Source organism: Nostoc sp. TCL26-01, from assembly GCF_013393945.1.
Lineage (GTDB): Bacteria > Cyanobacteriota > Cyanobacteriia > Cyanobacteriales > Nostocaceae > Trichormus.
The window spans coordinates 3,312,623-3,326,671 of the sequence record NZ_CP040297.1; the positions used below are offsets into that span (position 1 = coordinate 3,312,623).

The 14,049-nt window shown below is 42.3% G+C and carries 12 protein-coding genes; 8 read left to right on the forward strand and 4 right to left on the reverse strand.

The features are described from left to right. Positions 1-654: 654 nt before the first annotated feature. Entirely contained in the window at positions 655-3,090 is a 2,436-nt protein-coding gene (locus tag FD725_RS32480; RefSeq protein WP_256871920.1) for a calcium-binding protein, read from the forward strand. Between the two features lie 803 nt (positions 3,091-3,893). Continuing rightward, the gene (locus FD725_RS14335; RefSeq protein ID WP_179048738.1) at positions 3,894-5,384 is read left to right on the forward strand and encodes a S8 family peptidase; all 1,491 of its coding nucleotides are present in this window, start codon (positions 3,894-3,896) and stop codon (positions 5,382-5,384) included. 182 nt (positions 5,385-5,566) lie between these two features. On the opposite strand, the gene FD725_RS14340 is transcribed toward FD725_RS14335, so the two are convergent. Both FD725_RS14340 and FD725_RS14345 read right to left on the reverse strand, forming a co-directional pair. Continuing rightward, on the reverse strand, positions 5,567-6,175 hold the full coding sequence (locus FD725_RS14340; RefSeq protein ID WP_179048739.1) for a DUF4231 domain-containing protein: 609 nt from the start codon (positions 6,173-6,175) through the stop codon (positions 5,567-5,569). Positions 6,176-6,184: 9 nt separating this feature from the next. Next, positions 6,185-6,922 carry a hypothetical protein gene (locus FD725_RS14345; protein WP_179048740.1) on the reverse strand — a complete coding sequence of 246 codons (738 nt, stop codon included), beginning with the start codon at positions 6,920-6,922 and terminating at the stop codon, positions 6,185-6,187. A 257-nt stretch (positions 6,923-7,179) separates the two neighbouring features. On the opposite strand from FD725_RS14345, the gene FD725_RS14350 reads away from it, so the two are divergent. Further along, positions 7,180-8,082 (forward strand): ABC transporter ATP-binding protein, encoded by a 903-nt coding sequence (locus FD725_RS14350; RefSeq protein ID WP_179048741.1) that lies wholly within the window; start codon positions 7,180-7,182, stop codon positions 8,080-8,082. 7 nt (positions 8,083-8,089) lie between these two features. Here FD725_RS14350 and FD725_RS14355 read toward each other — a convergent pair whose 3' ends face one another. Continuing rightward, positions 8,090-8,764, reverse strand: a complete 675-nt coding sequence (locus FD725_RS14355) for a tetratricopeptide repeat protein (RefSeq protein ID WP_179048742.1) — start codon at positions 8,762-8,764, stop codon at positions 8,090-8,092. A gap of 247 nt (positions 8,765-9,011) precedes the next feature. Between FD725_RS14355 and FD725_RS14360 the strand changes: the two genes are divergently transcribed. The 4 genes from FD725_RS14360 to FD725_RS14375 all read left to right on the forward strand — a co-directional run bounded on the left by FD725_RS14360 (position 9,012) and on the right by FD725_RS14375 (position 11,176). Beyond that, a complete protein-coding gene (locus tag FD725_RS14360) occupies positions 9,012-9,338 on the forward strand; it encodes a YbjQ family protein (protein ID WP_179048743.1) in 327 nt (108 codons plus the stop codon). Positions 9,339-9,687: 349 nt separating this feature from the next. Next, positions 9,688-10,314, forward strand: coding sequence for a hypothetical protein (locus tag FD725_RS14365; protein ID WP_179048744.1), 627 nt, complete (start codon positions 9,688-9,690; stop codon positions 10,312-10,314). A 110-nt stretch (positions 10,315-10,424) separates the two neighbouring features. Continuing rightward, positions 10,425-10,742 carry a type II toxin-antitoxin system HicB family antitoxin gene (locus FD725_RS14370; protein WP_179048745.1) on the forward strand — a complete coding sequence of 106 codons (318 nt, stop codon included), beginning with the start codon at positions 10,425-10,427 and terminating at the stop codon, positions 10,740-10,742. A gap of 119 nt (positions 10,743-10,861) precedes the next feature. Next, positions 10,862-11,176 carry a type II toxin-antitoxin system VapC family toxin gene (locus tag FD725_RS14375; protein WP_256871921.1) on the forward strand — a complete coding sequence of 105 codons (315 nt, stop codon included), beginning with the start codon at positions 10,862-10,864 and terminating at the stop codon, positions 11,174-11,176. A gap of 127 nt (positions 11,177-11,303) precedes the next feature. Here FD725_RS14375 and FD725_RS14380 read toward each other — a convergent pair whose 3' ends face one another. Next, the gene (locus FD725_RS14380; protein WP_256871923.1) at positions 11,304-11,672 is read right to left on the reverse strand and encodes an antibiotic biosynthesis monooxygenase; all 369 of its coding nucleotides are present in this window, start codon (positions 11,670-11,672) and stop codon (positions 11,304-11,306) included. A 153-nt stretch (positions 11,673-11,825) separates the two neighbouring features. On the opposite strand from FD725_RS14380, the gene mnmG reads away from it, so the two are divergent. Continuing rightward, entirely contained in the window at positions 11,826-13,760 is a 1,935-nt protein-coding gene (gene mnmG / locus FD725_RS14385) for a tRNA uridine-5-carboxymethylaminomethyl(34) synthesis enzyme MnmG (RefSeq protein ID WP_179048746.1), read from the forward strand. Positions 13,761-14,049: the final 289 nt, after the last annotated feature.

Consider the following 14,049-nt stretch of genomic DNA (forward strand, 5'->3'; position numbering starts at 1 on the left):
GAGGTTTGGAGAGGGGTTTTTTCAGTCGTCGAACTCACGTTAAAGTTATTTCCAAAAATACTTGTAAAGACGTTGCAATGTAGTGTCTTTACAAGTATTTCGAGCAATTAATGTATTGGCTGACATTGCCAATGTATTGACTGACATTGTTAATGTATCAATAACAAATTAAACATCTTGTGGAATAAATTAAACAACCTACACTTCTCATCCCACAGAAAAAATTTGAGTTATTTTACTTACAATTGAGATAAAATCACATATTCCCATGTATTTACAATTGACGCTGCAATGTATTTAAATTATAACCAACTATAGGAATAGTATGGTAATCCGATTTGATTTCTGAATCACTCGTAGAGGGAAAGGACTGGGGACTGAGGACTGGGAAAGTCGCTACACAATTTAAGGTTTTTAACGCTAACTGAACCGTATTGGTCTTCAAGGGAGAGTCACCCAACATTTTTAAGACTTTGAGATGAGTTGGCAAAAATATTGTGAAAAATCCCAGCTAAGTTCTTTAGCAAGTTGGTGATTTTGTATAGCTGAAATGAACCTGACTCAAGTGCTGTGATGAGTAAAAGCATTTGAGTGAGGACAAATCTGTTTGCGGATTTGTATGCCTCATTCAACCACAATCAAGGAAACAATCAAATGGCAAATTTTGATGTGAACCAACTTACCGATGATGGTACTGGCAATCAATCAGGCACACTCAGTTGGGCAATTCGCCAAGCAAATGTAGCGGCAGGGGATGACACAATTACCCTAAATAGTAATGTGCGAATCACAGGTGTGATGAAGACACTGATTAACAGCAACCTCACCATTGTCGGTAACGGTAGAACTATTAGTGGTGATGCCAATAATAACGGTGTAACTGACAACGGTGATGTTCGCCCCCTATTTATCTTGTCAGGAACCGTCAATATTTCTAACCTCACCATCACCAATGGCATGGCGAAGGGGGGAGATAGTTCCTACGGTGGAGCTGGTGCTGGTATGGGTGGTGGGTTATTTATCTACGATGGCAATACGTCGTTAGAGAATGTCACTTTTAAAGCCAACAAGGCAGTTGGTGGAAGTACCAGCAATGAACTCTACGGTGGTGGTGGTGGTGGAATGTTTGGTAATGTCAACGATGCGGGTGGTGGTGGTCTATTTGGTAATAATCAAAGTTTTGATGGTGGTTACGGCGGTAACGGCAATTACGGCGGCAGTGGCGGTTTAAGTAACTTTGATGGCAACGGCGGCAGTGGTGGTTTCGGTGGCGGTGGTGGCTATGGCTACGATACCGGAGGCAACGGTGGTTTTGGTGGCGGTGCTGGCTATGGCTACAACGACAATGGTGGTAATGGTGGTTTCGGTGGTGGTGGTGGCTATAGCTACTATGGCAGTGGTGGCAAGGGTGGTTACGGTGGTGGTGGCGGCGGTACCTCTGATGAGATACCCGGTGACGGTGGCTTTGCTGGCGGCAATGGTAATAACCAAGGTGGCGGTGGAGCAGGTTTAGGTGGTGCGATATTTATCCGCAGTGGTGCTTTAACCCTGAAAAACACTACTTTTAATAACAACACTGCCACAGGTGGTACGAGTAATACAAATTTGCGAGAACCCTTATTCACAGCTACATCCATCGATGAACCAGTTTTCGCCAGAAGCAACGGAGATGGTCAGGGCTTGGGTGGCGCAGTATTTATCATGCAGTCCACCACCAACCCCAACGGTAACAATCAAGGAATGCCCACTGTTCTACCCACAGTCACATCCATCGGTAGCATAGTTTTCACAAGCAACGACGCAGCTGACGATGCTGGCATAATTGGCGACAACGATAACTTATACGGTGCAATTACGGTTCTACCAATAAACGGCACACCAGGAAAAGACATTCTCCATGGCACAGCCGGAGATGATATTATCAATGGCTTAGAAGGTAACGACTACCTCATCGGCAATGCTGGCAACGACACCCTTAACTGTGGCACAGGTGACGACTACGGATTTGGTGGCACAGGTGATGACACCATCAACGGTGACGATGGCAATGATTTACTCTACGGCGAAGCTGGAAACGACACCCTCAATGGTGGTGAAGGTAACGATAACCTCGATGGTGGTGCAGGTAATGACACCTTGACTGGTGGCAACGGCAATGACAGCTACACTGTCGATAGCTTGAACGATACCATCACCGAAACTGCTGAAGGCGGCACTAGAGATAAAGTCAACTCTTATATTACTTGGACATTAGGAGACAACCTAGAAAATCTCACCTTGATTGGTAATGCTGCTATCGATGGTACTGGTAATAGCCTCAATAACCAAATCTTCGGCAATAATGCCAGCAATACTTTAGATGGTGGTGATGGTGATGACTGGTTAGTTGGACAAGGTGGTAATGATACCCTGATTGGTGGTGCTGGTAACGATCGCCTTGATGGTGGTAGTGGTAATGATACTCTCAATGGTGGTACTGGCAATGATATCTATGAGATAGATAGTGTTAGTGATGTGATTACCGAAGCAGCCAATGAGGGTACTGATACTGTTATCTCTAGTGTGGAATTCACTCTGGCTACTAATTTTGAGAATTTAACTTTGGTGGGCAGTGGCAATCTCAATGGTACTGGGAATGATGCCAGTAATCGCTTGATTGGTAACAGTGGCAATAATACCCTGACTGGCTTGATTGGTAATGACTATCTCTCTGGTGAGGGGGGTAATGATTTACTCATTGGTGGTTCAGGGAATGACACCCTTGTTGGTGGTAGTGGTGTGGATATTTTTGATTTGACTGGTGTTCTGAGTAGTGGCTTTGATACTATCTTGGATTTTCAAGTGGGTGAGACTGTGCTTTTGTCGGGTTCTGAGTTTGGCTTGAGTCAAGGTGGGACAATGGATGCTAGTTTGTTCCATTTAGGGACTGGGGCGACGACGGAGACTCAGCGTTTTATCTACAATCAAGCTACTGGTGCTTTGTCTTTTGACTCTGATGGTAGTGGTGCGACTGCACAGGTGCAGATTGCTTTGTTCTCTAATCGTGTGGTTTTGGGTAATACTAATTTTACCGTTTTGGACTTAGATTAATCTAAGTTGCTAGTTATTAGGACTTACGCACTCAACCAATAAACCCTTCTGAGAGTGGTCAATAGTCCATAGCCCAATACGGTTCAGTTAAGCTTTTGATCCCCTTGAGCCTCCCCTTAAAAAGCTATGGTGTATATACAAGTCTTATAAAGTTGCCTAACAGCGTTTTGATCCCCCCTAACCCCCCTTTTCAAGCTATGCGTTACCCACATTTTTCTTTAACGTGAGTTCGACGACTGGAAAAACCCCTCTCCAAACCTCTCCCCACGGGGGGAGAGGCTTTGAAACAAAGTTTTGTTTTTTCTCTGTTTATATGAAACCACCCTGCCCTCTGTGCGTCGGAGAGGGGTTGGGGGAGAGGTCAAAAAAGACTTGTCGAACTCACGTGGATTTAGGGTGATCTAGAAGAATTGGGTGCTACTAACTGAACCGTGTTGGGTTACCCTGAGGGAAAGCCAAGGGCGAACGCTATCACTCAACCCAATTTACATTTCTACTTCTTCGAGAAGTGGGGAAACTGAATTTCCTTTCTGTTTCTTGTCAAGAAAGCTTGAATATTTCTCATGTGATTTTCCCATAATCGATTTATCGAAAAGTCACTGTCAACTCCCATTGCCAGGAAATACAAAACAAATGATTAAAATATATTTAATATTTTTTGGTAAAAAAAACTGCACTTTCCGATAATTTTTCAGAGTAATTATTAACTAGCTGGCAAATTTATCCATTAAAACCTTGGTTTCCAGGTTTTAACAATCAATGCTGCCAAAAAAACGGTCATCTTTCTTGAGGAGAAAATAGCTATGCCCATTCATGATGTGAGTCACAAATCAAATCTTTTTGACGGGCAAAGTGCTGCTTATCCCTCCTCATCAGATATTTTTCCTATTCCGAATAATTATAATTTTAACTTTGGTAATGGTGGTAGCTCTGACCCAGAAGGAGATGATGACTCAGAAATGGCGGCAAAGGCTGTGGCTACTACTAGTAGCTATAACTCTACAAATGGTTATGGCTTGATTAATGCAGGTGCAGCTGTCTCCCAAGCGGCTGGACAAAGCCCTTACAATGATGTGCCAAATTTGGGTGGAACTAATTGGGGATTAGATGCAATTAATGCCCCAGAAGCTTGGGCAAATGGCTATACAGGTAATGGGGTAATTGTAGCGGTGATTGATACTGGTGTTGATGCTAATCACCAAGATTTAAAAAATAATATATGGACTAATACGAAAGAAATTGCTGGTAATGGTATAGATGATGATGGTAATGGCTATGTAGATGATGTTCACGGTTGGAATTTTAACGATAACAATAACAACACCCTAGATAATAATGGTCATGGAACCCATGTTTCGGGAATTGTGGCTGGGGAAAATAACGGTTATGGGGTGACGGGAGTGGCATATAACGCTAAGATTATGCCTGTGAAAGCTTTAGATGCTTCTGGCTCTGGATCTTATAGTGCGATCGCCAACGGCATCTACTACGCTGTAGATAATGGTGCAAAAGTCATTAATCTCAGTCTTGGTGGTGATTATTCCAGTCGCACTCTCAAGTCTGCAATTGAATATGCTAGTAGCAAAGGGGCAATTGTCGTCATGGCAGCCGGTAATGATGGGGACTCAAAACCGGACTATCCTGCTAACTATGCTAACAAGACTGGCATTGCCGTTGGCGCTGTCGATGAAAATGGTAATTTGGCAGATTTCTCTAACCGTTCTGGTAGCAGTGACATCGCTTATGTGACAGCCCCAGGAGTGAATGTTTATTCATCAGTGCCTAATAATGAGTACGCTAACTATAGCGGCACATCGATGGCATCTCCTTACGTTGCTGGTGTAGTAGCCTTAATGTTGAGTGCTAACCCGAATTTAACTGATAGCCAAGTACGTAGTATTATTACTAGTACAGCCGGAAATAACAATAATAAAAATACCCAAACAACAGACTCTAACTCTGGATTTGATTTGGACTTTGGTAGTCTTCTCGATGATTTATTTACAGGTTTAGATGTCAATCAGTCATTAACTAAATCCTCTACTTTTAGCATTAAATCTTTTTCAGAAAACAGCACTATCTCTGATAAATCGCAGACAATATCTGTACAATCTTACAATCAAATATCCACTAATTCCCAGATGGAATTTGTCCGATATTATCAAGATTCTCCCGCCAACAGCCTAGCCAATAGCCCAACTGATGTGAATAACGGTAACAATCTTGATTTTGGTACATTAATCAATCAAATTGTCAAACAACTGGAAGATTACCAAAAATTGTTGGGGAGATAGAAGGCTAGAGGTTATACCAATTCAAAATTCAAAATCCAGTAAATATTAAGGTATAGTGTGTTACAAATCAGTTAACAGTTAACAGTTACCAGTTAATAAACACTGTTTACTGTTCACTGTTGACGCACCATGTTTTTCGGTGCGTCAAGCGTTACTATAGTAAGGATAATGAAGAGAACTTCTTAATTTGGTTGTTCTGGTTCTTTATCTTCAGAATTAGTTGTTTTTGACTCTAATAAGCTATTGTAATCATTGCGTGTTTGTTTGTCTGATTTCTGCTCTTGCACAACTTGAGTAGCATAAACTTCTACATCTCGCTGAATGATGTCTTCTACTTGACCAGCAAAAATACTAAATGCTTGTTCATGACTAGTATAGTTTTGATATACACCTGTCAGTTGGGAAAATTGCCAAGCTTGAGTTTTGAGTGATTCTGCTGTGCGTCGGTAGTGTCGCCAGCGTTCTCCGTAGTGAAAAAATTCTTCAATAGCTGCACTAATAGCAACTACTTGACTCAATCCAAATGTTGAGACAATTAGCACCTTTCTCGCGGGTTCATTATTAATATTGAAACTAACTAAAGCTGGAAGAATTATACCACCAACAATTGTGGTAATCCTGAGAAAATAGTAGCGATCGCGTGCCTGATTGGCTTTATTTTCCATCCAGAGTAATTGCTCTAACCAGCGCGATCGCAAAAAATGTTTTTGCAAGTTACCCAAATTCATACTTGCAAATAAACTATCAAAATCTTGTTTTAAAAATTCCTGATAACTATTTTTTTTCCCCATTATTCACTCCTAAGTAGATAGCAGACCCTTGATAATTTTGGCTAAGTTTTCCCAACTGTTTTGTAAATTATCTAACTTAATGTAGTGTAATATACCAGATTTTCCTAACTCGATGGCGCGAGCATTAGTAGTTTTTCCCTGTAAAGCCATTGCTAGGATATCTGCGGTTCTACCACTCCCAGCCACCACCACAACCAAACGTCCAGCTTGAATGCTGTGGAATGCGTCTACAAAAGTAATTTCCCCACCATTGAGGAGTATAGTTATTGATGGCTTACCATCAGCTAGCAAAGTTGCTAATTGAGCAATCCAAGGTGATTCATCACCCCAATTACTACCTGGAACAAGGACAAAATGACTATGATTAGGCTCTAAATAAATGGAATCAGTAGAGGTTGCCAGTAAACCAACTTTGCTCTTAGGTACAACTCCAATTAAGGGAAACTTAGCACCAATTTGCCTACGAGCTTCACCCATTAAGCGCATGACTCCCGCATCTGTACCTCCATCAACAACATACGCACCTAAATTTTCCGCGATGGGAGCTAACACTTCGACAAATAAATTTTTAATTCCAGGAAAATCATCTGGACTCATGTTACTTGCACCTCCCACTATCACCAAGGTAGGGCAAGAAGTTGACAAACCCATGTATCTGAGAAGATGAAATAATTCTGTTGGTTGTTCTATGCAAACAGCATCTGCTATCTGCCCACTATCAAAGCTAATTTTTAAATGTTGTTCCATCTTCTAGAAAAAATAGAGGTTGAGAGATTGTTTGAAAAGTTACTCTTCTAGGCGATTAGAAATCGCGTCTACACAGACAAAACCCACCTCCGTGGGTTGGAAATATTTGATTTTGGATTAGTCTGCGGAGACAGACTTTGCCTGTGTAGTAGCGAATTATATTCGCCTCATTCTTTTCAAATATCCTGTGAGATAGTCCTGGATTTTTGGGTAATGAATGGTAGTGTAAATAAGGAAATTGTGTAACCAATTTACTCATGACTGCTGCTGTCTTACTAGAGAACGTATACAAGTTTTACAACAATACCCCTGTAGTTAATGATTTGTCATTTGCTATTGAGCCGGGAGAAATATTTGCCCTCCTTGGCCCCAACGGTGCAGGAAAATCTACAACAATTCGGATGCTAACTACCCTTACCAAACCATCTCAAGGACAGGTACAGGTAGGAGGGTATGATGTGGTGCGTCAACCACGGCAAGCAAAGCAGAGTATTGGTGTTGTCTTGCAGCAAATTAGCGTGGATGGTGATTTAAGTGTTTGGGAAAATATGGAGTTGCATGGCAGACTGCATCACATAGCTAACCCACAACGCCAGCGACTCATTAATCAATGGTTGGAATATGTGGAATTATCAGACAGACGCGAGAGTTTAGTAAAAACTCTGTCTGGAGGGATGAAACGCAGATTGCAGATAGCTAGAGCTTTATTGCATCAGCCACAAATCTTGTTTCTAGACGAACCGACGGTAGGGTTAGATCCCCAAACAAGAAGACGGCTGTGGGAGATTATTCAAGATTTGCATAAACAAGGCATGACTATGTTACTCACGACTCATTATATGGATGAGGTGGAATATTTATGTGATGCTTTTGGCACTGCTAAACCGGGGCGTATCGGGATTATGGATGGTGGTAAGCTGATCTCTTTAGGCACTTTACAACAACTGCGTTCTGCTCACGGTGAAGGTTTAGTGATGAAACAGTTGAGCGCTACCGCAACAGAGAACAATAGCTCACGAGGCTGGGAGTATTTATTTTTCCCTTCTTTGGCAGAAGCTAACATTTATTTGCATCAACAGCCAGATAAAACAGGCATGATGGTGCGTCCCTCTAACTTAGAAGATATTTTTGTGGAGTTAACAGGGCGACAATTAAATTAATCAAGCTTTACAGTTGCTGTAGTAGAGCTTCTACTCTCGCCACACCATCTATATCGTTGCGCTTTTTGTATAAGTCACGGGCTTTTTGCAGCAGGTTACTTGCTTGTTTGGTTTGTCGTCGTTGTTTGTACATCGCCGCCATAAATTCGTAAGTCTGAGCATTGTTTCTATCCAGGTTGATGGCTTGCTCAAATGCCCAATTAGCGGCTTCGTAGTCTCCCATACGTGATTGAGTAATGCCTAAACCCACATAAGCATTAACGTTGTTGCGGTTCAATTGTATGGCACGGCGATAAGCTTCTTTCGCGCCAGATGTATCACCCAGGTTGCCTTTGATATAACCTACAGCATAGTAAAAATCACTGTTGTTAGGGTCAAGGCCAATAGCTCGGCGGTATGATGCTAGTGCTGCCTGGAAATTTCCTTGTTGCGCGTATAAATACCCAATCCCCGAATGGATTTTGGCATTTCTGGGTTCGATCGCTGCCGCTTGTTGATAAACTGCGATCGCTCCGTTATAATCACCACCATTCACCAGTCTTCGTCCCTCATCTAGCAATTGCTTCAACTCTGGGTTAATGGCTTGCACAACTAAAACCTGAGCTTGAGCCGCAGTAGGGATAGTAGCAGCACAACATCCTAATAACAGTACACTCAACATGAAGGATATGCGTTTGTACACAGTAAATTTCCTGAAATTATGATGAACTTTTTTCTTGTACATTAAAACAAAAATTTTGCTTTTTGAAAACTGTATTTATTTGTCTTCACAAAATATTAATAATCCGTAAATTCCCTCACGCTGTTCCCAACAGAAAAACCAGAATTTCTACTGAGTTCATTAAATGGGACTGTGGACTATTGATTTCTAACAGACAAAAGCTAAAAATCTATGACAATTGCATAATTTTTTAACAGGATGTGACGTGATGATTTTAACTACAACTGATGTAATTCAAGGCGCAGTGATTGACTCATATTTAGGTATTGTGACCGCAGAAGTAGTCTATGGTAGTAATTTTCTCCGAGATTTTTTAGCAAGTATTCGAGATGTAATTGGTGGACGTACTGGCAGTTATGAGCGTTTATTTGAACAAGGACAACGTAAAGCAATGGAAGAATTAGAACAAAGGGCGCAACGTTTGGGAGCAAATGCTGTAATTGGGATTGAAATTGACACTGGCACAATCAATATTGATCAATCAGGTGTTTTATTATTGATTACAGCTACAGGTACTGCTGTGAAAATCCGTTAAGAGAATTCCTTATCAAAAAGGATACTAAATTTTTCTAGGGAATTAGCAAAATGTTGCACTTAATATTTTGTAGAGACAAAATAGATAATTTTTCCCATGAAAATCTTTATCTATTCATCACTGAATAATATATACCAATCTAATTTAATTACTATAATTAGTGAATTTTCAATGCTAATATTTTTTAGATTAAATACATCTTTTATTTCCGACTCAAGATAGAGCAAATAACTCTTTCTATTGATAGAGATTAAAATCAAAAATTAGACATTTAATTTTAGCGTAGGTCTAAACGTAAGTAACCAAAAAATACTTGACTGCAGTCAAAATAGTCAGGAGAAAATACACTATGTCATACGTAAATCGAGTTGACGACGATGTTATCCAGCCTGAATCAAGCATAGTTACGAGAGTCGGTGATTACCATGATCGTGTTCGTTGGGGCCCAATCATTTCTGGTGTCTTGGTTGCCTTAGCTACGCAATTAATTTTAAGTGCTTTGTTTGCCGCTATTGGTGCTGGCACAATTGCCAACTCAGGCGCACCCAGAAGCATTGCACCTGGAGTTGCTGGTAATGTGGGACTGTGGTCAACTATTGCGTTATTAATTTCCCTATTTACTGGTGGTTGGGTGACAGCTCGTGCTTCTGGCCCCATGAACCGGAATACAGCCTTACTCAATGGGGCAATTCTTTGGGCGACGACTTTGGCACTTAGCTCATGGCTATTGGCTAGTGGAGTATCTGGTGCTTTTGGCATTGCTGCTTCTAATGCAGGAGAAGTAATTAACCAAGTCCAACAACCCGGTACATCAGTACCACCTAATGTTCCCAATGTTACACCAGAGCAAGCGCGGGACATCGCTGCTGCAACTTCTAGAAGCTTATGGTGGTTTGTCTTCGGTTCTTTGTTGGGTTTAGTTGCTTCACTGATGGGTGCAGCAGCCGGAGTTCGCAACCCCAGAACTAACAATTGATTGATGAGAATTGAGAGTCATATCATACCCGACTTCTCAAAAAAGCCGGGTACTTGAAACTTGAGTGAGCAGATACAATTAGAAGAAACTGTAAAAAACCCATTTTCCTGATGAATCTTCAAAGAGTCACAAATTTGAATAGGCTGTCTCTTCATGTTCTGGTTGAACAAGCTCAAGCAGGTCATTTTATCGCATCAGTGCCAGAGTTACCTAATTGTGTGGCCGAAGCTGAAAATCGTACAGATGCGATCGCTGCTGTACAAGAGCAGGTTAGAGTTAGACTGACGAATATTGAGGTACTAACCCTAGAAGTGGCAAATAATCCTTGGACAGATTTTATCGGAATGTTTAAGGGAGATGATGACTTTGCTTCCATAGCTCAAGAACTGCGTGCTGAACGCGAGTTGGATATAGATACCGCCGTATGAGCCTTTGGGTGTTAGATACAGATCATGTATCGCTGCTATTAGAACAGCATCCACTGGTGAGCCGTCGAGTGTCAGAGGTGGGAGCAGAGGTAGCGATTTCTATTGTGACGGTTTAGGAATTGTTTAATGGTTGGGTGGTGAGAATCAACAGTGCGCCAAAAGTTGAAGATGTTGTGCGACTGTATGGAAAGTTGAGCCGGACAGTTGCTCTATGTGGACGGGTAAGGGTGTTGGATTTTGATGATTTTGCTGCTTGTACGTTTGTGCGATTGCTCGAAGAAAATCCCACGTTATCAAAACAGCGATTGCACAAGGATATGCGAATTGCAGCAATTGCTTTGGCTCTTGATGCAGTTCTAGTGACGCGAAACTATCGAGATTTTTCTCAAGTGCCTTCTTTAAAGATTGAAGATTGGTCACGGCAAGACGGATGATCATTGTTGCCACTGCTTACTGATTTCAATAATGTTCGTGCTGTTATGAGGTGAAAGTAACCCTTCTCCGACTAGAATACCTTTCATACTCTTTTTTTGGCTAAGGTATTGTTTAAGCCACCCAGATTCAAGTGGCGACTACTTTAACAACGCTACTGTAGACATGGGGTTCAACATGAGCGATCGCTTCATGAAACTTTTCATCATGTAATTCTTTAAATCGCGGTTGCTGTCTTAAAATATCAATCTGTGCTGCTGATTGCCAATGAGCGATCGCTACTACCTTAGAACCATCATCACTTTTGAGTAACTGAGCATCGAGAAACCCAGGCTGAGACTGCACCACCTCAGTATAAATCTGCTGGATGCGCTCAAACGCATCCTCTTGCTTACCAGCATTGACAGTAAAAACGTTGACGAAAGTAATCATTTGTGTATTATGATTGCCGATTAGGTTGATTGTAGCGCTAGCTTTACTCAATACTAAGATATACATTGGGTTCCGCAGATCATGTTGTGGCTCCCCAACCTACTAATACTTAACTCACCAAAGCGATTGTATATTTTTTTAGTGAGAAGTCCCTAACTCCTGGTAATCTCTGGATGGGTTAAAATTAGGCATGATTCTCAGCTGGCTAATCCTGTATTTATGACTATGCACAATTCCGTTGCTAACAAAGCTTTTGAGCGAGACGCTTTTGATGTCATTGTCGTCGGTGCAGGTCACTCTGGTTGCGAAGCAGCACTGGCTACAGCTCGCCTTGGCTGTCGTACCCTCTTACTAACTCTCAACTTAGATAAAATTGCTTGGCAACCTTGCAATCCTGCGGTGGGAGGGCCTGCTAAATCTCAGTTGACCCATGAGATAGATGCTTTGGGTGGGGAAATTGGCAAGATGGCAGACCGCACATATCTGCAAAAGCGTATCCTCAACTCTTCACGAGGGCCGGCAGTGTGGGCATTACGCGCCCAAACAGACAAGCGAGAATATGCGGCTGTGATGAAAAATATTGTGGAAAACCAAGAGAATTTGAGCATCCGCGAAGGTATGGTGACAGACTTGGTGTTGGGTGCTGATAATCAAGTCATCGGTGTGGAAACCTATTTTGGTGTGACCTTTGATTGTCAAGCTGTGATTCTCACTACAGGGACTTTTCTGGGTGGCAAGATTTGGGTAGGCAATAAATCAATGCCCGCCGGCCGTGCGGGAGAATTTGCAGCAGAGGGATTAACGCAAACATTGAATCGCTTGGGGTTTGAAACTGGTAGACTCAAGACTGGTACACCTGCACGGGTGGATAAGCGCTCTGTAGATTACAGCAAAATGGAAGTCCAGCCAGGGGATACAGAGGTGCGGTGGTTTAGTTTTGACCCAGAGGTGTGGGTAGAGAGAGAACAGCTACCTTGTCATATGACACGCACCACGGCCCAAACCCATCGCTTGATTAGAGAAAATTTGCACTTGTCACCTGTGTACGGTGGTTGGGTGGAAGCGAAAGGGCCACGTTATTGTCCTAGTATTGAGGATAAGATTGTCCGTTTTGTGGATAAAGATAGCCACCAAATATTTATTGAACCAGAGGGTAGAGATATTCCGGAATTATATATCCAAGGGTTTTCTACAGGGTTGCCGGAGAATCTGCAACTACAGATGTTGCGGACTCTCCCTGGTTTGGAAAATTGCGTAATGCTACGTCCAGCTTATGCGGTGGAATATGATTATTTACCCGCAACCCAGTGTTATCCCACACTGATGACAAAAAAAATTGCTGGGTTGTTTTGTGCTGGACAGGTGAATGGCACAACTGGTTATGAAGAAGCCGCAGCTCAGGGAATTGTCGCCGGAATTAATGCGGCCCGGTTTGTCCGTGGTCAGGAGATGATTGTTTTCCCCCGTGAGCAAAGTTACATTGGTACTTTGGTTGATGACCTGTGTACAAAAGACTTACGGGAGCCTTACCGGATGCTAACCAGTCGTTCAGAGTATCGGTTGTTACTGCGTTCTGATAATGCTGACCAGCGTCTTACACCCTTGGGACGAGAAATTGGCTTGATTGACGATCGCCGTTGGCAAATGTTCACTGACAAACAAGCCCAAATTACTGGTGAGAAAGAACGGTTGTATGCGACCAGAATCAAAGAACATGAGCAAGTAGGTAAAGCGATCGCTGACGATACTCAACAAGCCATCAGAGGTTCGATTACTCTGGCTGACTTACTGCGTCGTCCCGGATTTCATTATGTTGACTTGGATAAATACGGACTAGGCAATCCCAGCTTAAACCAAGCCGCCAGAGAAGGAGCAGAAATAGATATCAAATATTCTGGCTACCTGGCTAGACAACAAAGCCAAATCGAACAAATTGCTAGGCAAGCAAATCGTCAGTTATCTCCCGACTTAGATTACACACAAATTGATACCCTGTCTAAAGAAGCGAGGGAAAAACTCACCAAGGTAAAACCACTGACTATTGGGCAAGCGGCTCGTATCGGTGGTGTCAATCCTGCGGATATTAATGCCTTATTAATTTATTTAGAATTGCGTCAAACCAAGCAGCAGAACGGATTAGCGGCTTTATCTTAACTTCATCTTGATAAAGGGTGAGTATATTAGAAGAGGGATGGGTAAGATAGATGACAAGAGTTCAGTCCTGGCATCATCAACGATCCCCAGTTTTACGTTGGATTTAACACAACAGAATTCAGCACTCAGGAGTCAGAATTCAGCATGAATTCTGTACGACTGGTGGGTCTGACTCCTCTAGCAAGATCCCGTAGGGTATTCTGACTCCTGAATTCTGGCTTCTGAATTCTTCTTCAACATTCCCATTTCCAGGTAGTAGGGGCGGTGTTCCCAATCCTGGCAGCTACCA

What these genes read in the sequence shown, in the direction of transcription:
- mnmG (WP_179048746.1), top strand. Translation starts at nt 11,826, where the DNA reads ATGACTATGCACAATTCCGTTGCTAACAAAGCTTTTGAGCGAGACGCT.
- FD725_RS14380 (WP_256871923.1), bottom strand. Translation starts at nt 11,672, where the DNA reads ATGTATATCTTAGTATTGAGTAAAGCTAGCGCTACAATCAACCTAATC.
- FD725_RS14335 (WP_179048738.1), top strand. Translation starts at nt 3,894, where the DNA reads ATGCCCATTCATGATGTGAGTCACAAATCAAATCTTTTTGACGGGCAA.
- FD725_RS32480 (WP_256871920.1), top strand. Translation starts at nt 655, where the DNA reads ATGGCAAATTTTGATGTGAACCAACTTACCGATGATGGTACTGGCAAT.
- FD725_RS14340 (WP_179048739.1), bottom strand. Translation starts at nt 6,175, where the DNA reads ATGGGGAAAAAAAATAGTTATCAGGAATTTTTAAAACAAGATTTTGAT.
- FD725_RS14345 (WP_179048740.1), bottom strand. Translation starts at nt 6,922, where the DNA reads ATGGAACAACATTTAAAAATTAGCTTTGATAGTGGGCAGATAGCAGAT.
- FD725_RS14360 (WP_179048743.1), top strand. Translation starts at nt 9,012, where the DNA reads ATGATTTTAACTACAACTGATGTAATTCAAGGCGCAGTGATTGACTCA.
- FD725_RS14370 (WP_179048745.1), top strand. Translation starts at nt 10,425, where the DNA reads ATGAATCTTCAAAGAGTCACAAATTTGAATAGGCTGTCTCTTCATGTT.
- FD725_RS14350 (WP_179048741.1), top strand. Translation starts at nt 7,180, where the DNA reads ATGACTGCTGCTGTCTTACTAGAGAACGTATACAAGTTTTACAACAAT.
- FD725_RS14365 (WP_179048744.1), top strand. Translation starts at nt 9,688, where the DNA reads ATGTCATACGTAAATCGAGTTGACGACGATGTTATCCAGCCTGAATCA.